General features: G+C 62.1%; 21 protein-coding genes. 10 read left to right on the top strand and 11 right to left on the bottom strand.

What is annotated here, in order from left to right; all coding sequences use genetic code 11:
* Position 1: 1 nt before the first annotated feature.
* The 6 genes from ACILRC_RS02020 to ACILRC_RS02045 form a co-directional block, all read right to left on the bottom strand.
* On the bottom strand, positions 2-280 hold the full coding sequence (locus tag ACILRC_RS02020) for a succinate dehydrogenase assembly factor 2 (protein ID WP_395667668.1): 279 nt from the start codon (positions 278-280) through the stop codon (positions 2-4).
* 19 nt (positions 281-299) lie between these two features.
* Positions 300-1,004, bottom strand: a complete 705-nt coding sequence (locus ACILRC_RS02025) for a succinate dehydrogenase iron-sulfur subunit (RefSeq protein ID WP_395667669.1) — start codon at positions 1,002-1,004, stop codon at positions 300-302.
* 15 nt (positions 1,005-1,019) lie between these two features.
* Positions 1,020-2,810 carry a succinate dehydrogenase flavoprotein subunit gene (gene sdhA, locus ACILRC_RS02030; RefSeq protein ID WP_395667670.1) on the bottom strand — a complete coding sequence of 597 codons (1,791 nt, stop codon included), beginning with the start codon at positions 2,808-2,810 and terminating at the stop codon, positions 1,020-1,022.
* Between the two features lie 36 nt (positions 2,811-2,846).
* The gene (sdhD, locus tag ACILRC_RS02035; protein ID WP_395667671.1) at positions 2,847-3,212 is read right to left on the bottom strand and encodes a succinate dehydrogenase, hydrophobic membrane anchor protein; all 366 of its coding nucleotides are present in this window, start codon (positions 3,210-3,212) and stop codon (positions 2,847-2,849) included.
* A gap of 26 nt (positions 3,213-3,238) precedes the next feature.
* Positions 3,239-3,682, bottom strand: a complete 444-nt coding sequence (sdhC, locus tag ACILRC_RS02040; RefSeq protein WP_395667672.1) for a succinate dehydrogenase, cytochrome b556 subunit — start codon at positions 3,680-3,682, stop codon at positions 3,239-3,241.
* 104 nt (positions 3,683-3,786) lie between these two features.
* A complete protein-coding gene (locus ACILRC_RS02045; protein WP_395667673.1) occupies positions 3,787-4,593 on the bottom strand; it encodes a GntR family transcriptional regulator in 807 nt (268 codons plus the stop codon).
* Positions 4,594-4,802: 209 nt separating this feature from the next.
* On the opposite strand from ACILRC_RS02045, the gene ACILRC_RS02050 reads away from it, so the two are divergent.
* The 3 genes from ACILRC_RS02050 to acnB all read left to right on the top strand — a co-directional run bounded on the left by ACILRC_RS02050 (position 4,803) and on the right by acnB (position 9,580).
* A complete protein-coding gene (locus tag ACILRC_RS02050; protein WP_395667674.1) occupies positions 4,803-5,789 on the top strand; it encodes a malate dehydrogenase in 987 nt (328 codons plus the stop codon).
* Between the two features lie 112 nt (positions 5,790-5,901).
* Complete coding sequence (locus ACILRC_RS02055; protein ID WP_395667675.1) at positions 5,902-6,942, top strand: HpcH/HpaI aldolase/citrate lyase family protein; 1,041 nt, start codon at positions 5,902-5,904, stop codon at positions 6,940-6,942.
* Positions 6,943-6,994: 52 nt separating this feature from the next.
* A complete protein-coding gene (gene acnB / locus ACILRC_RS02060) occupies positions 6,995-9,580 on the top strand; it encodes a bifunctional aconitate hydratase 2/2-methylisocitrate dehydratase (protein WP_395667676.1) in 2,586 nt (861 codons plus the stop codon).
* Positions 9,581-9,649: 69 nt separating this feature from the next.
* Here acnB and ACILRC_RS02065 read toward each other — a convergent pair whose 3' ends face one another.
* Together ACILRC_RS02065 and ACILRC_RS02070 are read right to left on the bottom strand one after the other, a co-directional pair.
* The gene (locus ACILRC_RS02065) at positions 9,650-10,045 is read right to left on the bottom strand and encodes a VOC family protein (protein ID WP_395667677.1); all 396 of its coding nucleotides are present in this window, start codon (positions 10,043-10,045) and stop codon (positions 9,650-9,652) included.
* A gap of 15 nt (positions 10,046-10,060) precedes the next feature.
* A complete protein-coding gene (locus ACILRC_RS02070; RefSeq protein WP_395667678.1) occupies positions 10,061-10,441 on the bottom strand; it encodes a VOC family protein in 381 nt (126 codons plus the stop codon).
* Positions 10,442-10,717: 276 nt separating this feature from the next.
* Between ACILRC_RS02070 and ACILRC_RS02075 the strand changes: the two genes are divergently transcribed.
* Positions 10,718-10,903: a hypothetical protein gene (locus tag ACILRC_RS02075; RefSeq protein WP_395667679.1), complete on the top strand. Its 186-nt coding sequence runs from the start codon at positions 10,718-10,720 to the stop codon at positions 10,901-10,903.
* The gene (locus ACILRC_RS02080) at positions 10,900-11,109 is read left to right on the top strand and encodes a hypothetical protein (protein WP_395667680.1); all 210 of its coding nucleotides are present in this window, start codon (positions 10,900-10,902) and stop codon (positions 11,107-11,109) included. Before ACILRC_RS02075 ends, ACILRC_RS02080 begins: the two co-directional genes overlap by 4 nt.
* A 61-nt stretch (positions 11,110-11,170) precedes the next feature.
* Here ACILRC_RS02080 and ACILRC_RS02085 read toward each other — a convergent pair whose 3' ends face one another.
* The 3 genes from ACILRC_RS02085 to ACILRC_RS02095 all read right to left on the bottom strand — a co-directional run bounded on the left by ACILRC_RS02085 (position 11,171) and on the right by ACILRC_RS02095 (position 14,137).
* Positions 11,171-12,982 carry a DEAD/DEAH box helicase gene (locus ACILRC_RS02085; protein ID WP_395667681.1) on the bottom strand — a complete coding sequence of 604 codons (1,812 nt, stop codon included), beginning with the start codon at positions 12,980-12,982 and terminating at the stop codon, positions 11,171-11,173.
* 115 nt (positions 12,983-13,097) lie between these two features.
* The gene (locus ACILRC_RS02090; RefSeq protein ID WP_395667682.1) at positions 13,098-13,607 is read right to left on the bottom strand and encodes a hypothetical protein; all 510 of its coding nucleotides are present in this window, start codon (positions 13,605-13,607) and stop codon (positions 13,098-13,100) included.
* On the bottom strand, positions 13,604-14,137 hold the full coding sequence (locus tag ACILRC_RS02095; protein ID WP_395667683.1) for a GNAT family N-acetyltransferase: 534 nt from the start codon (positions 14,135-14,137) through the stop codon (positions 13,604-13,606). Before ACILRC_RS02095 ends, ACILRC_RS02090 begins: the two co-directional genes overlap by 4 nt.
* A gap of 119 nt (positions 14,138-14,256) precedes the next feature.
* Here ACILRC_RS02095 and rpsP point away from each other — a divergent pair, with 119 nt between their 5' ends.
* From rpsP to ACILRC_RS02120, 5 genes are all read left to right on the top strand, one after another.
* The gene (gene rpsP / locus ACILRC_RS02100; protein WP_395667684.1) at positions 14,257-14,508 is read left to right on the top strand and encodes a 30S ribosomal protein S16; all 252 of its coding nucleotides are present in this window, start codon (positions 14,257-14,259) and stop codon (positions 14,506-14,508) included.
* A 73-nt stretch (positions 14,509-14,581) separates the two neighbouring features.
* Positions 14,582-15,145 carry a ribosome maturation factor RimM gene (gene rimM / locus ACILRC_RS02105; protein ID WP_395667685.1) on the top strand — a complete coding sequence of 188 codons (564 nt, stop codon included), beginning with the start codon at positions 14,582-14,584 and terminating at the stop codon, positions 15,143-15,145.
* Between the two features lie 10 nt (positions 15,146-15,155).
* Complete coding sequence (gene trmD, locus ACILRC_RS02110) at positions 15,156-15,917, top strand: tRNA (guanosine(37)-N1)-methyltransferase TrmD (protein WP_395667686.1); 762 nt, start codon at positions 15,156-15,158, stop codon at positions 15,915-15,917.
* A gap of 84 nt (positions 15,918-16,001) precedes the next feature.
* Positions 16,002-16,532, top strand: coding sequence for a plastocyanin/azurin family copper-binding protein (locus tag ACILRC_RS02115; protein ID WP_395667687.1), 531 nt, complete (start codon positions 16,002-16,004; stop codon positions 16,530-16,532).
* A 266-nt stretch (positions 16,533-16,798) separates the two neighbouring features.
* Positions 16,799-19,693 carry an EAL domain-containing protein gene (locus ACILRC_RS02120; protein WP_395667688.1) on the top strand — a complete coding sequence of 965 codons (2,895 nt, stop codon included), beginning with the start codon at positions 16,799-16,801 and terminating at the stop codon, positions 19,691-19,693.
* Positions 19,694-19,704: the final 11 nt, after the last annotated feature.

Genomic DNA, 19,704 nt, shown 5'->3' on the forward strand with positions numbered 1-19,704 from the left:
TTCAAAGAGGTTCTCTCAACATTGCCAAAACTTCGCGCACATCTTCGCGATCCAGACTTGCATCGACCTGACCGACCGACTTGCGACCCAAATGCAGATCCAGCAAATCGTTGTCACCCAGCTCCATCAGCGCCAGCAGAGCATCGGCCTGCGTGGTCGTCAATTGCCCCTCAAAGCGCTTGAAAAAGCGCTCGATAAACAAGTCGTTCTCCAGCAAACCGCGCCGGCAACGCCAGCGCAGCTTGCTAAGTCCTCGCTCATCGACCAGTGCCTCGATCACAGGAATTCCAAGGCCAGCATCACACGGCGCGCAGCACCATCATTTCCTTGATCTTGCCAATCGCCTTGGTGGGGTTCAGGCCCTTGGGGCAGACATCGACGCAGTTCATGATGGTGTGGCAACGGAACAGCCGGTAAGGATCTTCCAAGTTGTCGAGCCGCTCGGAGGTGGCTTGGTCGCGGCTGTCGGCGATAAAGCGGTAGGCCTGCAGCAAACCGGCGGGGCCCACAAACTTGTCGGGGTTCCACCAAAAGCTGGGGCAGCTGGTGGAGCAGCTCGCGCACAAAATGCACTCGTACAAACCGTTGAGCTCTTCGCGCTCCTGCGGGCTTTGCAGTCGCTCTTTTTCCGGTGGCACAGTGTCGTTGATCAGGTAGGGCTTGATCGAGTTGTACTGCTTGAAGAACTGCGTCATGTCGACGATCAGGTCGCGGATCACGGGCAGGCCGGGCAGGGGCTTGAGCACAATCTTGCCGGGTAGCGTGAGCATATTGGTCAGGCATGCCAGGCCGTTTTTGCCGTTGATGTTCATCGCGTCCGAACCGCACACGCCTTCGCGGCAGGAGCGGCGAAAAGAAATGGTGGGGTCGATGGCCTTGAGCTTCATCAGTGCGTCCAGCAGCATGCGTTCCGAGCCGTCGAGCTCGACGGTGATGTCTTGCATGTAGGGCTTGCTGTCCTTGTCCGGGTCGTAGCGGTAGATGGAGAAAGTGCGTTGGGTCATGTTCGGTCTCTCGCTTTAGAAGGTACGGACTTTGAGTGGCACGGAGTCCACCGTCAAAGGCTTCATCTGCACCGGCTTGTAGCTCAAGCGGTTGCCCTCGCTGTACCACAGGGTGTGCTTGTGCCACTGCGCGTCATTGCGGCCATTGGGGAACTCGGGGCTGTCGGGGTAATCGTCCACCGTGTGGGCACCACGGCTCTCGTGGCGCGCCGCAGCCGACACGATGGTGGCCTGGGCCGCTTCGATCAGGTTGTCCACTTCCAGCGCCTCGATGCGCGCGGTGTTGAACACCTTGGACTTGTCTTTGAGATTGATGGCATTGACGCGTTCGCGCAGCGCGGCGATTTTGACCACACCTTCATCCATGCTCTTTTGGGTGCGAAACACACCGGCGTGCTGCTGCATGGAGGCGCGGATGTCGTTGGCCACATCTTGGGCGTACTCACCGCTGTTGGCATTGTCGAGCCGGGCCAAGCGCGCCAAGGTGCGGTCGGTGGCGTCTTTGGGCAGGGGTTTGTGCTCTTTGTTTTTGTTGTTGACCTGAACGATGTGGTTGCCAGCGGCACGGCCAAACACCAGCAGGTCCAAGAGCGAGTTGGTACCCAGGCGGTTGGCGCCATGCACGCTCACGCAAGAGCACTCGCCTACGGCGTACAGCCCATTGACGATCTGGTTGTGCACTTCCCCGTTTTGAATCACCACTTGGCCGTTGATGTTGGTGGGAATGCCGCCCATTTGGTAGTGGATGGTGGGCACCACGGGAATGGGTTCCCGGGTGATGTCCACGTTAGCAAAGTTATGCCCGATCTCGTACACCGAGGGCAGGCGCTTCATGATGGTTTCCACGCCCAGGTGGTCCAGCTTGAGAAGCACGTGGTCTTTGTTGGGGCCGCAGCCACGGCCTTCCTTGATTTCCTGGTCCATCGAACGCGATACAAAGTCGCGCGGCGCCAAGTCCTTCAGGGTGGGCGCATAGCGCTCCATGAAACGCTCGCCGTTGCTGTTGAGCAAGACCGCGCCTTCGCCACGGCAGCCTTCGGTTAGCAACACGCCAGCACCGTGCACACCGGTCGGGTGAAACTGCCAAAACTCCATGTCTTCCAGCGGTATGCCAGCCCGTGCTGCCATGCCCAAGCCGTCGCCGGTGTTGATGAACGCATTGGTCGAGGCCGCATAGATGCGTCCTGCGCCGCCGGTAGCCAGCAAGGTGGTTTTGGCCTGCAGCACATGCAGCTCGCCGGTTTCCATCTCCAGCGCGGTGACACCCACGACGTCGCCGTCGGCGTCGCGGATCAGGTCAAGCGCCATCCACTCTACGAAGAAGCTGGTTTTGGCCGCCACGTTTTGTTGGTAGAGCGTGTGCAGCATGGCGTGGCCGGTGCGGTCGGCCGCAGCGCAGGCGCGCTCTACGGCCTTTTCGCCGTAGTTGGCGGTGTGGCCGCCGAAGGGCCGCTGGTAGATGGTGCCGTCTGGGTTGCGGTCAAACGGCATGCCCATGTGCTCCAGGTCGTACACCACTTTGGGTGCTTCGCGGCACATGAACTCGATGGCGTCTTGGTCGCCCAGCCAGTCGGAGCCTTTGACGGTGTCGTAGAAGTGGTAATGCCAGTTGTCGTCGTTCATGTTGCCCAAGGAGGCGCCGATGCCGCCTTGTGCTGCCACCGTGTGGGAGCGGGTGGGGAACACTTTAGAAAGTACCGCGACATTGAGCCCGGCGCGGGCAAGCTGGAGCGATGCGCGCATCCCAGAGCCACCGGCTCCGACGATGACGACATCAAATTTGCGCTTGGATACGGAATAAGACATGAATGGAAGCCTATGAAGGTGGGGTGTGTTGGACGCTTAGACGCGCCACAGAACCTGGATAGCCCAGCCAGCGCAGCCGACCAGCCACGCAATGGAAAAGACTTGCAAACTCAGGCGAAGGGCCGCCGACTTCACATAGTCCATCCAGATGTCGCGCACCCCGACCCACACGTGGTAGAGCATCGCGACGATGACGGTGAACGTCAAAACCTTCATCCACTGCGTGGAGAAAATGCCGGCCCATTGGTCGTACCCGATGGGGCCCTTGGCGAAGATGACCTGCGCCAGCACCACCACGGTGAAAAGCGCCATCAAGACCGCGGTCACCCGCTGCGCCAGCCAGTCGCGCAAGCCGTAGTGCGCACCGACAACGATGCGCTTGGATCCGTAATTCACTGCCATGGTTTTTATTCCTTGTTTGTCTGAGTTCAGTACACGCCAAACAACTTGAGCCCCAGCGCCAGCGTGAGCACGCTGCCCAGTCCCAGGGTCACCAGCGCCGAGCTGCGGCCAAACTCTTTGCTGACCGCGTGGTTGATGTCCATCCAGAGGTGGCGCAGACCAGCGATGAAGTGGTGCAGGTAAGCCCAAATCAGCGCCAGCGCCACCAGCTTGAAGCACCAGCCCGGCACCACGCCTACGCCCACTGCAAAAACGTTGGTGAATTTGGCAAACGAGATTTCGCTGGAGATGGAGGTGTCAAACATCCAGATGATGAAAGGCATCAGCAAAAACATGATGGCGCCGCTGATGCGGTGCAGTATGGACACCACGCCAGCCGGCGGTAGCCGGTAGCTTGGCAAGTCGGTGAGTGCGTGGATGTTGCGAAATTCCGGTCGCTTGCTGCGTCCGGGGGATGCAAGGTCGGTCATGGTTGGCCTTTTTTTATGTGTACGACTGCGAGTTCGACCCGAGAGGGTGGAGAAATTCTATTGCACTGCATCAATCTGACGCTTCACTTTCAATTTTGATCTCGTCAATTTAGCGTATTGCGGTAGTAGTGGGTGTCCGTGCGGTAAATGCCGCGGCGCAGCTCCATAGGCACATCGTTATAGGTGTAGGCGGTGCGCTCTACGCTAAGCAGCGGGGCGTTGGCCTCGACCTGCAGCAATGCGCACTGGTCTTCGTCGGGCAGCACGGCGCGCACCTTTTCTTCGGCGCGTACCATGCGCAGGCCAAATTCGGTCTCAAAAAGCGCGTACATCGGACCACCGTAGCTGCGCAGGCGCTCGGCAGTCAGTCCCTTGAATGGCGCGCCCGGCAACCACAGGTCTTCCAGAATCGTGGGCACCGACTGGAAGGCCAGCACCCGGCGTACCTGTAGCACTGAGTCACCCGCGCGGATCTCCAGGGCCCGTGCAATATCGGCCACCGCCCGGATGCGTTTGCAATCGACGATATGCCGTTGCGCCGGGCCTTCGCTTTGCAGGTCGCCGCTGTTGGGGAAGAGTCGCAAAAACCGGTACTGCACTTGCTGTTCGGCGTGGGTGGCTACGAAGGTGCCTTTGCCTTGGCGGCGCACCAGCAGGTTTTCTGCAGCCAGTTCGTCAATGGCTTTGCGTACCGTGCCTTGGCTGACCTTGAAACGCGCTGCCAACTCGATTTCACTGGGGATGGCCGCACTGGGTTTCCACTCGCCAGACTGCAGACTTTGCAGCATCAAGGACTTGATCTGCTGGTACAGCGGGCTAAAGGCCGGGGTGAGGCCGGGGCCGGTGGGTGCCACCGGGCCGGATTCGGAGGGCGCTGGCGTGCCGGCTCGGGCGGGGCTTTGGGTGTTCATGGTCGAAGCTGAGTCGGGTCCGGGGCGCATCCGAATGGGGTAGGGAGGCTGTGAAAAACCGATCTCAATCATATCTTATATAAGACATAAGACAAGTTGACCCTGCCGCCCTATCGAGGGTAAACTCCAACCCGTTTTGGCAAGGCCGCTGCCCCCGCGTGAGCCCACGCCCTTGCCTCGGTTTTTATTTCACCCACCTGGAGTTTTTTATGAGCAAGAAGCCCGTCCGCGTTGCAGTCACCGGAGCCGCTGGCCAGATTGGTTATGCCATTTTGTTTCGTATCGCATCCGGCGAGATGCTCGGCAAGGACCAGCCGGTTGTGCTGAGCCTGCTGGAGGTCCCGGTGGAAAAGGCCCAGCAAGCGCTGCAGGGCGTGATGATGGAGTTGCAAGACTGCGCGTTCCCCCTGCTGGTGGGCATGGAGGCGCACAGCGACCCCATGGCTGCCTTCAAAGATGTGGACTATGCGCTGTTGATTGGCTCGCGCCCGCGCGGCCCCGGCATGGAGCGTGCCGAGCTGCTGGCCGTTAACGCCGAGATCTTCACCGCCCAGGGCAAGGCGCTCAACGCGGTGGCTTCGCGCGACGTGCGGGTGCTGGTGGTGGGCAACCCCGCTAACACCAACGCCTACATCGCCATGAAGAGCGCCCCCGACCTGCCCCGCAAGAACTTCACCGCCATGCTGCGCCTGGACCACAACCGTGCGCTCAGCCAGTTGGCCTCCAAGATCAACAAGCCGGTGGCCGAGATCGAAAAAATGGCCGTGTGGGGCAACCACTCGCCCACCATGTACGCCGACTACCGTTTCGCAACGGTTGGTGGCCAAAGCGTCAAAGACATGATCAACGACCACGACTGGAACGCCAACACTTTCTTGCCCACCGTGGGCAAGCGCGGCGCGGCCATCATCGCGGCGCGCGGTGTGTCGTCTGCGGCCTCGGCTGCCAATGCCGCCATCGACCACATGCGCGACTGGGCGCTGGGCACCCAAGGCAAGTGGGTCACCATGGGCGTGCCCTCGGACGGCCAGTACGGCATTCCCAAAGACACCATGTTTGGTTTTGCAGTGACCTGCGAGGGCGGTGAGTACCGGGTGGTGGAAGGCCTGCCGGTCGATGCGTTCAGCCAAGAATGCATCAACAAAACCCTCAAGGAGTTGCAAGACGAACAGGCGGGTGTGGCCCACCTTCTGTAAGCCACTCTTTGCGTCTTTGCCAGTGGCACATCCGCGCGAAGTCCTTCTCGGTGCCCAGGCGCGTGCCGGTGTGCTGCCGGTGTGCGACCACTACAGCGGCGTTGAAGCGCGGATGAGAAAAAGCCTGCAGCTGCAGGCAGATATGGTGCAGGAGTTCGGCACCTGCGTGTTCGATGTCACCCTGGACTGCGAAGACGGTGCGCCGGTTGGCGGCGAGGCCGACCAGGCGGCACTGGTTGCTGCACTGGCGTTGCAAGTCCACGCGGCGGCACGCAGCCAGCGTCTGCCGGCCGCGCCCAGGGTGGGCGTACGCTTGCACGCGGTCCACCATGCGGCTTTTCTGCAGGATGTGCAGGCAGTGGTTGGCACTGCCGCCAGCGCCCTGAGTTTTGTGATGGTTCCCAAGGTGGAGTCGGTGGCCGATGTGGACACAGCGGTGGGCGCCATCGACGCCGCGGCGCGCCAGCCTGGCCGCCAGGGGCCCGCCCACATGCTTCCCCTGCATGTGCTGGTGGAGTCGCCTGCCGCTGTGCAGCAGGTGTTTGCGATTGCGGCCCACCCCCGGGTCGAGTCCATCAGTTTTGGATTGATGGACTTTGTCTCTGCCCACGGTGGCGCCATTCCGGCGAGCGCCATGGGCTTCGATGCCAGCAGTGCCAGTGGTTTCGATGGCAGCGGTGCCGCAGACCGGGGCGCAGCGGCGCACGCACTAGCGCCCGACCAGTTTCACCACCCGTTGGTGGTGCGTGCCAAAGCCGAGATAGCCAGCGCCTGCCATGCCCACGGCAAAGTGCCATCGCACTGCGTGGTCACCGAGTTTCGTGATGCGGCGGCGGTGGAGCGCGCCGCGCGCTTGGCCGCCAACACCTTGGGCTACACGCGCATGTGGAGCATCCACCCCGACCAGATTCGTCCCATCTTGCGCGCGTTCACCCCCGCACAAGCCGAGGTGGAGCTTGCAGCGCGGGTGGTTCTGGAAGCCCAGCGCCAAGATTGGGCGCCCATTGCGGTGGGTGGCACCTTGCATGACCGCGCCAGCTACAGGTACTTTTGGCAGGTGCTAGAGCGCGCCCACCAAACCGGCTGCACCATGCCTGCCGAGGTGGTTGCCTTGTTTGCCCCGGTGCCCTCAGTCGTCGAGGTTTGCGCATGAGTGGCGCAGCGGGCGAACCCTGTATGTTTTTTTGTTGAACCAGGAGAGATCTATGTTGAAGTCCTACCGTGACCATGTCGCCGAGCGCGCTGCGCTCGGCATTCCACCGCTGCCGCTGTCGGCCAAGCAAACTGGCGAACTCATCGAGCTACTCAAAGCGCCCCCCGCCGGCGAAGAAGCCACGCTCGTCGACCTGATTACCCACCGCGTGCCCGCCGGTGTGGACGATGCAGCCAAGGTCAAGGCCAGCTACCTGGCTGCGGTGGCCCACGGTACAGAAAAGTGCGCCCTGATTTCCCGCCAGCGCGCCACCGAGTTGCTGGGCACCATGCTGGGCGGCTACAACATCAGCCCGCTGGTCGATTTGCTAGACGATGCCGCAGTGGCCGCGCAAGCGGCAGATGGCCTGAAGAAAACCCTGCTCATGTTCGACCAGTTCCATGACGTGAAGGAAAAGGCCGACAAGGGCAATGCCCACGCCAAAGCGGTGCTGCAAAGCTGGGCCGATGCTGAGTGGTTTACCAGCCGGCCTGAAGTGCCCCAGTCGATCACCGTGTCCATCTTCAAGGTGACGGGCGAAACCAACACCGACGACCTCTCGCCCGCACCCGATGCCTGGAGCCGCCCGGACATCCCGCTGCACGCGCTGGCCATGCTCAAAAACAAGCGCGACGGCATCACCCCCGAAGAAGACGGCAAACGCGGCCCTATTAAGTTCATCGAAGACCTGCGTGCACGCGGCAATTTGGTGGCCTACGTGGGTGATGTGGTGGGCACCGGCTCGAGCCGCAAGTCGGCCACCAACTCGGTGCTATGGTTCACCGGTGAAGACATTCCTTTTGTTCCCAACAAGCGCTTTGGCGGCGTCTGCTTGGGCAGCAAGATTGCGCCCATCTTCTACAACACCATGGAAGACGCAGGCGCGCTGCCCATCGAGCTGGATGTGGGCCAGATGAACATGGGCGACGTGGTTGAGCTGCGTCCCTACGAAGGCAAGGCCCTGAAAGACGGCAAGGAAATCGCCAGCTTCCGGGTCAAGAGCGAGGTGCTGTTTGATGAAGTGCGTGCCGGTGGCCGCATTCCCTTGATCATTGGCCGGGGCCTGACCACCAAGGCGCGTGAGGCGCTGGGCCTGCCGCCGTCCACCCTGTTCCGCTTGCCGCAGAACCCGGCGGACACCAAAAAGGGCTTCAGCCTGGCGCAAAAAATGGTGGGCCGCGCCTGCGGTTTGCCCGAAGGGCAGGGCGTGCGCCCCGGCACCTACTGCGAGCCCAAGATGACCTCGGTCGGCTCGCAAGACACCACTGGCCCCATGACCCGTGACGAGCTCAAAGACCTGGCCTGCCTGGGCTTTAGCGCCGATTTGGTGATGCAGTCGTTCTGCCACACCGCCGCCTACCCCAAGCCGGTGGATGTGAAGATGCACCACGAGCTGCCCGAGTTCATCAGCACCCGTGGCGGCATCTCGCTGCGCCCCGGCGACGGCGTGATCCACAGCTGGCTCAACCGCATGCTGCTGCCCGACACCGTGGGCACCGGCGGCGACAGCCACACCCGTTTCCCCATTGGCATCAGCTTCCCAGCGGGCTCGGGGCTGGTGGCGTTTGCGGCCGCTACCGGCGTGATGCCGCTGGACATGCCCGAGTCGGTGCTGGTGCGCTTCAAAGGCAAGATGCAAAACGGTGTGACCCTGCGTGACCTGGTCAACGCCATCCCGCTGTACGCCATCAAGGCCGGCTTGCTCACGGTGGAGAAAAAGGGCAAGAAGAACATTTTCTCGGGCCGCATTTTGGAGATCGAAGGTCTGCCCGATCTGAAAGTGGAGCAGGCCTTTGAGTTGTCCGACGCATCCGCCGAGCGCTCGGCAGCTGGCTGCACCGTGCACCTGAACAAGGAGCCGATCCAGGAGTACGTCACCAGCAACATCACCATGATGAAGTGGATGATCGCCAACGGCTACGCCGACGCCCGCACCCTGGCGCGCCGCATTGCCGCCCAAGAGGCTTGGCTGAAGAACCCGCAGCTGCTCAAGGGCGATGCCGATGCCGAGTACGCGGCGGTCATTGAGATTGATCTGGCCGAGATCCACGAACCCATCGTCGCCTGCCCGAACGACCCCGACGACGTCAAAACCCTGTCCGCAGTGTCGGGCACCAAGATTGACGAAGTGTTTATCGGCAGCTGCATGACCAACATCGGCCACTTCCGCGCCGCGTCCAAACTCATGGAAGGCAAGCGCGACATTCCGGTCAAGCTCTGGGTGGCACCGCCCACCAAGATGGACGCCAAACAGCTCAGCGACGAGGGCCACTACGGCGTCTTGGGCGGCGCCGGTGCCCGCATGGAAATGCCGGGTTGCAGCCTTTGCATGGGCAACCAGGCGCAGGTGAAGGAGGGCGCCACCGTGTTCTCCACGTCCACCCGCAACTTCCCGAACCGCTTGGGCAAAAACAGCAATGTGTTCCTGGGCTCGGCCGAGTTGGCGGCCATCTGCTCCAAGCTGGGGCGCATCCCCACCAAGGAGGAGTACCTGGCCGACATGGGTGTGCTCACCGCCGCCAGCGCACAGGTCTACCAGTACCTCAACTTCGACAAGATTGACGAGTACGTGGACGACGCCAAGGGCGTGACGGCCTAAGCCACTCTCAGCGCAGAAAGCAAAACGGCCCAAGGAGCGATCCTTGGGCCGTTTTTATTCCTGTGGTAACTACACCTTGGGCGGGCGGTACAGCGCGCAGAGCTTGTTGCCGTCCGGGTCGCGCAGATAGGCCAAGTACAGCGGGCCGGAAGGGCCCTCGCGCCAGCCGGGTGGGTTCTCGCAGGTGGTGCCGCCGTGGGCCAAACCGGCGGCATGGAAGGCATCGGCCTGTTCGGGCGAGGCCATGGTGAAGCCGGTGGTGCTGCCGTTGCCATGGGTGGCGGGTGCGCCGTTGATCGGCGTGGTAATGCCAAACAGCCCAGTGGGGCTGCGGTAAAAGTAGCGACCCACCTCGCCGTTGTGGTGGTAGACGCCGGGCTTGTGACCCAAGGTGCCCAGCACCGCGTCGTAAAACGCACGGGAGGATTCGAGGTCGTTAACGCCTAAGAAAATGTGGCTGAACATGGTGGCTCCTTGTGTTTATGCGATGGGCGTGCAGAGTTCTACCAGAAAGCCATTGATGTCTGCCACATAGGCAATCGTCTGTCCCCAAGGCATGACCTCCAAAGCCCGCATGGGCGTGGCCCCAGCGGCCACGGCACGCGCAAGCGCCGCAGCCACATCGGGCGTGGCCAGCGCAATCTCAAAGCAAGGCGCGCCCGCGCTGGCCGCTTGCGGGTTTTTGCCCAACTGCTGCATCAGGCTATGGGCCGAAAACGCCAGCACCGTGCTGCCCGTATCGAGTTCGCCATAGTCCCCGCCCTCGTGCAGAAAACGCGTTTTCAGGCCGAAGGCTGCTTCGTAGAACTTGAGCGTGGCGGGGACGTCGGGGACGTAGAGGATGGTGTAGGCGAGGTGCATGGGGGCTCCAAGATGCGTTGAAGAAAATGCAGCTTAGCGGGCGCAATGGTGGACCGGGACACCCTGTGGGCTTAACGCTAGCCGCGGCGGTGAGGAGTATGTCTAACCTCAAGCATATAAAAGGCCTAGTAACGGCATCGCTTGCTGCATAGACAATACGACGACGGCACGCCAAAAACTAGAGCTCACCTGGATTGAGACAGACCAGCGCGCCCGACTTAATCGCTACAGGTTTGTCGCCCGTTTTTTCTAAGTCTGCCCCATGCCGAGTTGGCTGTGCAGCGGGTAGCGGAGCGTGTGCGCCAGGGTGGGCACCATATCCCCGAGGCCACAATTCGCCGTCGTTTTGCAGCGGGGCGGGAGCTGCTGCGCACGGTGTACCAACCCTTGGTAGACCAGTGGGCGGTATATGACAACGCGGGTGACGAGCCCCAACTGATGGACTGGAGCGGTAAGACATGACAAACCCTCACCAGGTCGACGAACCGACCCCGGCTTATGGACAGAGCTCGACAGGGGGCAATGCCGATTTCAAAGGCGCATTGACCGCCATTCGCCGGGCTGCGCAACGTGCGCGCCAGGTGGCGCAGCAAACTGGGACGGATTTGATTGTGATTCGTGCAGGTCAGGTGGTGCGGCTGCCGCCAAGCAAGAGCAACTCTGCGTGATAGGCACCACCAATGCAGTTGATCCGCCGTTCGCGTTATTGAAAATTTGCCTTATGACCCGTTAGAGAGCGAGTCTGGATCCGAACGTCCCGCCCCCACCCACCCCCATCACCAACCTCTGCGTAGCCCGCGTAGCCGCAACATAAAACACCCGAGCCGCCTCCTTCTCATCCACCTCCGGCTCAGGCATATGTCCCACGCCCGGCAGAGCCACTACGGGAAACTCCAAGCCCTTGCTGACTTTCATGGTCATTACCTGGATGGCGTTCGCGCCAGGTTGGTATTCGCCGCTCTTCTTGCGTACACGGTGCGGTAGCTTGCGTTGGACCAGCGCGCTGGCGCACAGGTCCATCGTTTTCCAGTCTGAGCACAACACTGCCATGTCGCCCCAGGCAAAGCCTTCTTTATGTGCGCTGGACAGTTGGTCGGCTATCGCAAAGGCCTCGTCGCGCAGGTTGGGGAGTTGGATGATGACCGGGGCTTGTCCCTCGCGCCCGCAGCTCACCGGTTTGAGGAGAGGTATGCCGTCGTCGTCTTTGTCCTCGGCGGTGAGCAGGTCGGCGGCCACCAGGCTGGCGGTTTGGAGAATTTGCCGTGTGTTGCGGTAGTTGATTTTCAGAATGGTGGTGCGCCCCTGCGCCTGGATGCCCACGCTCTTGAAGCTGAACTGCTTGCTGCGCGCGCGTTCGTAAATGCTTTGCGCGTCGTCATAGAGCACCAGCAGGCTGTTGGTGGCGGGGTCCACCATTTGGGTGACGAGCTTGAGCCATTCGGGTGCGAAGTCGTGACCCTCGTCGATCATGACCGCTTGGTATTGCCCGCTGGTTATCTGGCTGCGCTCTACACCTCGGATAACGCGGTCCACCAATTGCTCCGAGAACTGCGGGCCCTGCGGCGGCAGCGCCTGCCCCGCGTGCTTAAGCTGCGCATAGCACCATTTATGAAAGTGCCACACATGCACTTTGGCGCCCAGGCCTTTGGCGTCCATCACGCTGGCCAGCTTCACGCCCAGCGGCTCGTTGAAGCACAGCACAAGTATGGGCTTGCTGGTGGGGGTGCAGGCTTTGGCCAGGTACTCGGCGCGGTAGCCCAAGATCATGGTTTTGCCAGAGCCCGCCACGCCGTGGATGACACGGTGCCCATCGCCCAAGCTGCGGGCCAGTTGCTCTTGCTGCAGGTCCATCACACGCATGATGTCGGGGAGTTGGGCGTCGGCGTTGTTGTCATCAAACAAGCTGCCCGAGGTTTGCACCCGCACCTCGGGAAACATGATCCAGCGCACCCGATCCATCTGCGGCAGGCTGATGGCGCCGCGCATGCCAAAGGGGAACATACTCCAGAGCTGGCTTTGCAGCGCTTCTGCGTCCACGCCCTCGGTCATCTCGTCTTGGCACAGCACGCGGTGCGGCTCGATAGCGTGGTGCAGTTCAGCCGCTTCAAACTGCTTGCGTGTGATGTTGGCGAACACCACGCCGTAGCTCCACGGAAACGTCAACTTGCCAGCGTGCGCGCCGTCGGCCTGTACGAGTTGCTTGTCGCGCTCCAGGGCTTTGACTACTTGGTGCGCGTACTGCCGCGCTTGCTCTAGCGGGTTGATGACGGTCTTGGGACCGCCGTCGCCCAGAATGTCCCAGTCCTGCTTGTTGGCGCGCAGGATGGTGTCTTTCTTCCAGTCTTTGACTTCCAGCACCAGAATGCCCCGGCGCGGGTGCAGCACGCAAAAGTCGGGGTGGGTGTTGCGCGGGCCCATGGGCACGTCGTACCAGAGCCAGTAGTCGTCGTCGAGCTTTTGCTCCAGCCGCTCGGCCACCCTGCGCTCACCGCTGGTCATGCGCGATACGCACGAACCGATTGCCGGAATCAATGTCGCCATGAAGTTGTCGCCGCCCCGTAGGTGTTCTTTTGGTCGGCCGCTATCATGCCCGCATGCGGCAAGAAACTCCAGCAGGTTGCGACGTCATCCAGCGGTGGGGCCAGCGTCCACTGCGTCAGCTTGGTAGGCGTTCTGCCGCTGTCACCGGATCAAATGCGGCATACGTTTGCACCCAAACCGAAGCCGACGCCCCCAAACCATCCCCGTACTGGTACTCAAAGTAGCGCTGAAAGCTGAACGCAATCGTGGCAATCAGCGCGGTGGCGCCTAGAAGCAAAGACAGCGCCACGCCGAAGATGGTCAGCCAGCTCGACTGGCCCGCCTTGGCGTCGGCGGGCGCGCTTGCGTTGAAGCGGTGGTTCCACCGTTCAGTATCCATCAGGCCGTACACGATGGCGGTGAGCCCGCAGGCGGCGATGGCCATGCCCAGCAGTGGCGTGAGCAACCAGCTCAGGTGGTCGTCCACGCCCAGTTCTTGGGCGCGGCGCACACCGTAAAAGCCCAGCGCGCTGGGGACCAGCAGCGCCACCGAGATGTGGTCGTACTTGCCCAACAGGTAGACCCGGTGCAGGCCGGTGGGGCCCAGAAAGAAGGTCAGCCACACCGCCAAGGTTTTGTTTTTCATGGGGCCGATTGTGTGGGCGGGCCAGAGTCCGCCAAGCCCAGAGGGCACTCCATCAATACCACGTCCAGCCAGCGTTCAAACTTCCAGCCGCAAGTCGACAAAACGCCCACATGCTGGAAGCCGCAACTGCGGTGCACGCCCACTGAGCCGTGGTTGGCCGAGTCGCCAATCACCGCGATCAGCTTGCGCACCCCGGCGCGCTCTGCCTGGGCCATCAGCTCGGACAGCACCAAGCGCCCCAGTCCTTGGCCGGCTGCGCGCGGCGCGAGGTAAATGGAGTCCTCTGCCGAAAAGCGGTAGGCCGGGCGCGGCTTGAACCAGTTGCAGTACGCAAAGCCGCACACAGCCGCTGCGTCCTCCACCACCAAGTAGGGCAGGCCTTTGGAGAGCACGTCTTCGCGCCGGGCTGCCATCTCTTGCAGGGTGGGCGGCGTGGTCTCAAAGGTGCCGGTGCCGTGCAGCACATGGTGGGCGTAAATGTCGGTCACTGCGGCCATGTCGGCGGCGGTGCTGGGGCGGATTTTTTTCATGGGAGGAAGAAGATATACTCGCGGGCTTCTCAAAGTGTCACTGGCCGGGTGGTCAGTTGCGTGTCTCAACTTTGAATTTCATGGCTGGCAGTTCATGCCGGTCACCCAAAGGATAAACCATGGTCGTCATCCGACTCGCTCGCGGCGGTGCTAAGGCACGCCCGTTTTTCAATATCGTTGTCGCTGACAAGCGCACCCGCCGCGATGGCCGCTTCATCGAGCGCATCGGCTTTTACAACCCGATTGCCACCGCCAACGAAGAAAGCATCCGCATCGCCCAAGACCGCCTGACCTACTGGCGCGGCGTGGGCGCCCAGGCCTCCCCCACGGTGGAGCGCCTGATCAAGCAAGCGGCTCCTAAGTCCGCCTGACCTGCGATTGTCCTTGGCGCTTTTGGCAGCCCGGCACACGCCGGGTCTTGCCAAAGCCAGTTTCTCCCTCCCCATGCTGCCCGGACTTGAATCCGCGGAACTCCCAGCGGACGCTGTTGAGGTCGGGCGCATTGCCGACGCGTGGGGTGTCAAGGGATGGTTCAAGGTGCTGGCCTACAGCGCCGAGCCCGAAGCCCTTTTTTCCTCCAAACGCTGGTTTTTGTTGCCCGCAGAGAAAGGCGCCCGGCTTTTTGATGGCTGCGCCAAGCTGGCCATCAGAGAGGCCAAAACGCACTCCGGCAGCGTGGTTGCCAGCGCCCACGACATTGACGATCGCAACGCCGCAGAAGCGCTGCGCGGCGCACGCGTGTTTGTGGCGCGGTCCAGCTTTCCCAGCGCCAATGCAGACGAGTTTTACTGGGTGGACCTCATCGGCCTAGAGGTCGTCAACCGCGAAGGCGAACCGCTGGGTACCGTGCGCGAGTTGCTATCCACCGGGCCGCAAACGGTTTTGGTGCTGGCGTACCAAGAAGACGGCACGCCCAAAGAGCGGATGATTCCCTTCGTATCTGCGTATGTCGATGGTGTGGACCTCCAGGCGCGGCGTATCACCGTCGATTGGCACCTCGACTACTAAGGCGCGTCCCATGCGCTTTGACCTGCTGACCCTGTTCCCCGAGTTGTTGGAGCCGTTCTTGCGCGTGGGCATCAACCGGCGCGCTTTTGAGTCGGGCCAGGTGGACGTGCGCCTGACCAACCCGCGCGACTTTGCGCACGGCAACTACAAGCGGGTGGACGACCGTCCCTTCGGTGGCGGACCGGGCATGGTCATGCTAGCCGAGCCGCTGCAGGCGGCGCTGCAGGCGGTGCAGGCAGATCGTGCCGATGGCGCACCCGTCGTGTTGTTTTCTCCGGTGGGCCGGCGCTTGGACCACGCCCAAGTGGTGCGCTGGGCTGACAGCGCTGGCGCGGTGCTGGTGTGCGGGCGCTACGAGGGCATCGACCAGCGCTTTATCGATGCGCATGTGGATGAGCAAGTCAGCCTAGGCGACTTTGTGCTCTCCGGTGGCGAGGTCGCTGCCATGGCGCTGTTGGACGCGGTGGCCCGTTTGCAGCCCGGCGTGCTGGGTGATGCGGATAGCCACCTGATGGACAGCTTCAACCCCGAACTCGACGGCCTGTTGGACTGCCCGCACTACACCCGCCCTGAACAGTGGAACGGCACCCCAGTTCCGCCGGTGCTCTTGTCGGGCCACCACGAGCAGATTGCGCGTTGGCGCCGCGAACAACGCCTGGCCCTGACCGCGCAGTATCGGCCTGATTTGCTGGAACAGGCCCGCGTGCAGGGGCGGCTGGACGCGCAGGATGAACGTTTTCTGGCCAGGCACGGTCTCCGCGGCGCGACGTAGTGCGCGGCCAACCCTTGTGCGTGTGGCGATGCCCGTCCTAAGATGGGCTGCGCTCACACTGCTCAAGTCCATGAAAGAAGAACCATGCAACATCGAACCGTCTTGGTGGCCCTCGCTGCCTACCTTTTCTGCATTGCGGCGTCAGCTAGCGGCGCGCATGCCGGTGGCCACGGCCACGACGCCACCTTGATTGGCGAGGCGGGCAAGGCCTCGGAGGTTTCGCGCACTGTGAAGATTGAGATGCGCGACACCATGCGCTTCTCGCCCTCGAGCTTGTCTGTCACGCAAGGCCAGACGCTGCGTTTTCTGGTGAAGAACGAGGGGAGGCTCAAGCACGAGTTTGTGCTGGGCACCGCAAGTGATTTGCAGGCCCACCACGCCCAAATGAAGAAAACTCCCCAGATGGCACATGCGGATGACAACATGCTGAGCCTTGCGCCAGGACAGTCCGGTGAGCTGGTATGGAAATTCTCAAAGTCCGGCGTCGTGCACCTCGCCTGTTTGGAGCCCGGTCATTACGAAGCGGGCATGCAAGGAAAGATCGTGGTGGCACCCAACTCTGCCGCTGCTCCGAACGGTAAGCCGTCCCACGGTGGAGGGCATGCACTGCATTAGATGGTGGCGCCCCGCGCCCCGTCTGCCCACTTCATACCAAGTGCACAAGGCGGGCTGCTTTACGCAGTTGGCTCGCTTGCTTCATTGCGCTGGATGTGGTCTCACCTTGGCGTGCGTGCCGTAAGTCACGCCGCACTTACAGCGGGAAGACGCGGGTGCTGGTGCGCCCCATTTCCGCTCTATCATGGGCCCGCCGTCCGCGCCGGGCGGCGCCCACGGTTGGGGTTCAACCACGCACCGCACCCCATGTCCCGATGAAGGCTAGCTTGACTCTTTTGGCTTCCGGCAACGCCAACCCGGGCGAAGCCGTGCCGGAAGCTGTGTTTCGGGCCATGTTTGCATGGATGCCGGAGGCATTGATGGTGGTCCGGTGGGACGACGGCGTGGTCCTCGATGTCAACCCCAGCTGGCAGTTGCTCACCGGTTACTCCCGCGACGAGGTGGTGGGGCGCTGCCCCAGTGATGTCGGGTTTTGGACGCACGCTGCGGGTATGCGGGAACTGGCGGCTGGGCTGGGGCCAGACAAGGCCGTGCAAGATGTGCCAGTCGCACTGCGCTTGCGCGATGGTGGCGTGGGTCAACTTGTTCTCACGGCCAGCTTGGTGCAGGTTGCGGGGGACACCTTGGCGCTGTGCTGTTTACGCCGCGTCGCGCCGCAAGCACAGGCACTGCCCGAAGCCCGCGACGCGCAGGACCGTGTGCTGGAAGACGCCAACGCCCAGCTTGAGCATCAGGTGGAGCTGTACCGCTTGACAGAGTCGGTTGCCAATGTCGGCTACTGGTTGTACTACCCCGGTGACTCGGAGGTGTATATGTCGGCGGGCTATGCCAACGCGGCCGGATTCGGGGATAGGCGCAGCGCGCCCATTGGAGACCATCTGCGTGGTTTGTCGCCAGAGGACCGGGCGGTGTTTGATGCAGCGGCCCAGGCCATGGATGGACGCACCATCGAATACCGCTGGAACCACCCCGATGGCCATGTGCTGTGGGTGCGCTCGCGCATGTACCGGCAGATGGAGCAGGGCGTGGTTCGGGCCCATATCGGTGTGTTGCAAGAGGTCAGTGCCGAGAAGGCAGCGATCAAAGCCGCTCGCGACCAGCTCACCTTCATCCAAAAGATCACAGGCCGTGCGCCCGGCATGTTGTTTGAGTTCCAAACCTGGGGCGAGGACCGTTTGGAGTTCCATTTCGCCAGTGCGGGCGCCCATGATCTTATGGGCGTTACGCCCGAGATGTTGCGCAGCGATGTCAACCACCTGTTTCGGCGCATAGACCGCAGCGACATGCAGCGGCTCATTGGAGATGCGATTGCGTCGGTGCGCGCTGGCACCCTGTGGCAGTCGGAGTTTTTGATGCGCCCGCTCCAAGGTGAACCCCGCTGGCTATTGATCAACGCCGCACCCGATGTGCAGCCAGACGACTCGGTGCTGTGGTTTGGCGCAATCACCGACATCACCTCACAGAAGGAGGCACTGGACCGCTTGCAGGAGAGTGAGGCGCGGTTTCGCAGCCTGACCGAGTTGTCATCTGACTGGTACTGGGAGCAAGACGCGGGTTTTCGTTTCGTTCGCTTCGACGGTAGCCCGAAAAATGCCAGCGCACTCCCCACGCAAGACTACCTGGGCAAGACGCCGTGGGAGTTCGATGCCAGGGGCGTTTCCGAGGAGGCTTGGTCGCGACACCGCGCCCAGATTGAGGCGCACGAGGTGTTCCACGACTTCGAGACACAGCGAAGGCGCGCCGACGGCAGTTGGATGTGGATCACCCTCAATGGTGCGCCGATGTTCGATGCGTTGGGCGAGTTCAAGGGCTACCGCGGGACCGGACGGGACATCAGCGCGCGCAAGCAAGCGGAGGCTGAGATCGAGCGGCTCGCATTTTTTGACGCCTTAACTGGGTTGCCCAACCGACGTATGTTGATGGACCGGCTTAAGCAAGCGATGGACTACAGCGCGCGCCATATCACCCACGGCGCCTTGCTGTTCATTGATCTGGACAACTTCAAGATCCTCAACGACACCCTGGGCCACCACATCGGCGACGAACTTCTCAAGCAGGTGTCGCAGCGCCTGCTAAGTTGTGTGCGTAGCGTGGACACCGTGGCCCGTCTGGGCGGCGACGAGTTTGTGGTGATGTTGGAGGACATCGGCGAAGTGCCTTCAGACGCGGCGGCACTGGCAGAAGCGATTGGCCGCAAGGTCTTGGTTGCGCTCAACCAAGAGTACGTGCTGGGCGGACAACGCCACCACAGCTCACCCAGCATTGGCATCACCTTGCTGTTCCAGCATCTGCACACCCTAGACGAGTTGCTTAAGCGTGCCGACCTGGCCATGTACCAGGCCAAGGGGGCGGGCCGCAACACCCTGCGGTTTTTCGATCCCGAGATGCAGGCTGCCGCCACCGCGCGCGCCGGCATGGAGAAAGACCTGCGGATTGCACTGCAGAACGACGGATTCGCTTTGTATTACCAGCCCGTGGTGGATGCGCAGTCCCGCGTCACCGGCGTGGAGGCGCTGCTGCGTTGGCTGCACCCCCAGCGCGGTTTGATTTCACCCGCCCAGTTCATCCCGGTGGCAGAGCAAAGTGGCCTGATTTTGGAGCTGGGCCACTGGGTGCTGGAGGTGGCTTGCGCCCAGTTGGTTGCCTGGAGCGCGCAGCCCGCAACCAGCGACCTGACCATGGCAGTGAACGTCAGCGCCCGTCAGTTTCGCCACCCGGACTTTTGTAGCCAGGTGTTGGGCCTGCTGAAGTCCACCGGAGCCAACCCGCACCGTCTCAAACTCGAACTCACCGAGAGCCTGCTGCTCAGCGATGTGGAAGATGCGGTGCAGAAGATGGGAGAGTTGCGCGCGGTGGGTGTGGGCTTTTCACTTGACGATTTCGGCACCGGCTACTCCTCGCTGTCGTACTTGAAGCGATTGCCACTAGACCAGCTCAAGATCGACCAGTCCTTCGTGCGCGATGTGTTGATTGACCCTAACGATGCAGCCATTGCGCGCACGATCCTCACGCTCGCGCACAGCCTAGACTTGGGTGTGGTGGCCGAGGGCGTTGAGTCCGAGGGGCAGCGTCAGTTCTTGCTGCAAAACGGCTGCAAGTCGTTCCAAGGCTACCTGTTTGGCCGGCCGGTGCCCCTGGATCAACTGCAGCTTGGCGGTTAAGCGTTCTCGCC

Origin of the sequence: Rhodoferax sp. (genome assembly GCF_044236835.1) — a bacterium.
Taxonomy (GTDB): Bacteria; Pseudomonadota; Gammaproteobacteria; order Burkholderiales; family Burkholderiaceae_C; genus Allorhodoferax.

Excerpts from the sequence above, each read along its gene's own strand:
- ACILRC_RS02025 (WP_395667669.1), bottom strand. The coding sequence starts at position 1,004 with ATGACCCAACGCACTTTCTCCATCTACCGCTACGACCCGGACAAGGAC.
- sdhA (WP_395667670.1), bottom strand. The coding sequence starts at position 2,810 with ATGTCTTATTCCGTATCCAAGCGCAAATTTGATGTCGTCATCGTCGGA.
- sdhD (WP_395667671.1), bottom strand. The coding sequence starts at position 3,212 with ATGGCAGTGAATTACGGATCCAAGCGCATCGTTGTCGGTGCGCACTAC.
- sdhC (WP_395667672.1), bottom strand. The coding sequence starts at position 3,682 with ATGACCGACCTTGCATCCCCCGGACGCAGCAAGCGACCGGAATTTCGC.
- ACILRC_RS02045 (WP_395667673.1), bottom strand. The coding sequence starts at position 4,593 with ATGAACACCCAAAGCCCCGCCCGAGCCGGCACGCCAGCGCCCTCCGAA.
- ACILRC_RS02050 (WP_395667674.1), top strand. The coding sequence starts at position 4,803 with ATGAGCAAGAAGCCCGTCCGCGTTGCAGTCACCGGAGCCGCTGGCCAG.
- ACILRC_RS02055 (WP_395667675.1), top strand. The coding sequence starts at position 5,902 with ATGAGAAAAAGCCTGCAGCTGCAGGCAGATATGGTGCAGGAGTTCGGC.
- acnB (WP_395667676.1), top strand. The coding sequence starts at position 6,995 with ATGTTGAAGTCCTACCGTGACCATGTCGCCGAGCGCGCTGCGCTCGGC.
- ACILRC_RS02065 (WP_395667677.1), bottom strand. The coding sequence starts at position 10,045 with ATGTTCAGCCACATTTTCTTAGGCGTTAACGACCTCGAATCCTCCCGT.
- ACILRC_RS02070 (WP_395667678.1), bottom strand. The coding sequence starts at position 10,441 with ATGCACCTCGCCTACACCATCCTCTACGTCCCCGACGTCCCCGCCACG.
- ACILRC_RS02080 (WP_395667680.1), top strand. The coding sequence starts at position 10,900 with ATGACAAACCCTCACCAGGTCGACGAACCGACCCCGGCTTATGGACAG.
- ACILRC_RS02085 (WP_395667681.1), bottom strand. The coding sequence starts at position 12,982 with ATGGCGACATTGATTCCGGCAATCGGTTCGTGCGTATCGCGCATGACC.
- ACILRC_RS02090 (WP_395667682.1), bottom strand. The coding sequence starts at position 13,607 with ATGAAAAACAAAACCTTGGCGGTGTGGCTGACCTTCTTTCTGGGCCCC.
- ACILRC_RS02095 (WP_395667683.1), bottom strand. The coding sequence starts at position 14,137 with ATGAAAAAAATCCGCCCCAGCACCGCCGCCGACATGGCCGCAGTGACC.
- rpsP (WP_395667684.1), top strand. The coding sequence starts at position 14,257 with ATGGTCGTCATCCGACTCGCTCGCGGCGGTGCTAAGGCACGCCCGTTT.
- rimM (WP_395667685.1), top strand. The coding sequence starts at position 14,582 with ATGCTGCCCGGACTTGAATCCGCGGAACTCCCAGCGGACGCTGTTGAG.
- trmD (WP_395667686.1), top strand. The coding sequence starts at position 15,156 with ATGCGCTTTGACCTGCTGACCCTGTTCCCCGAGTTGTTGGAGCCGTTC.
- ACILRC_RS02115 (WP_395667687.1), top strand. The coding sequence starts at position 16,002 with ATGCAACATCGAACCGTCTTGGTGGCCCTCGCTGCCTACCTTTTCTGC.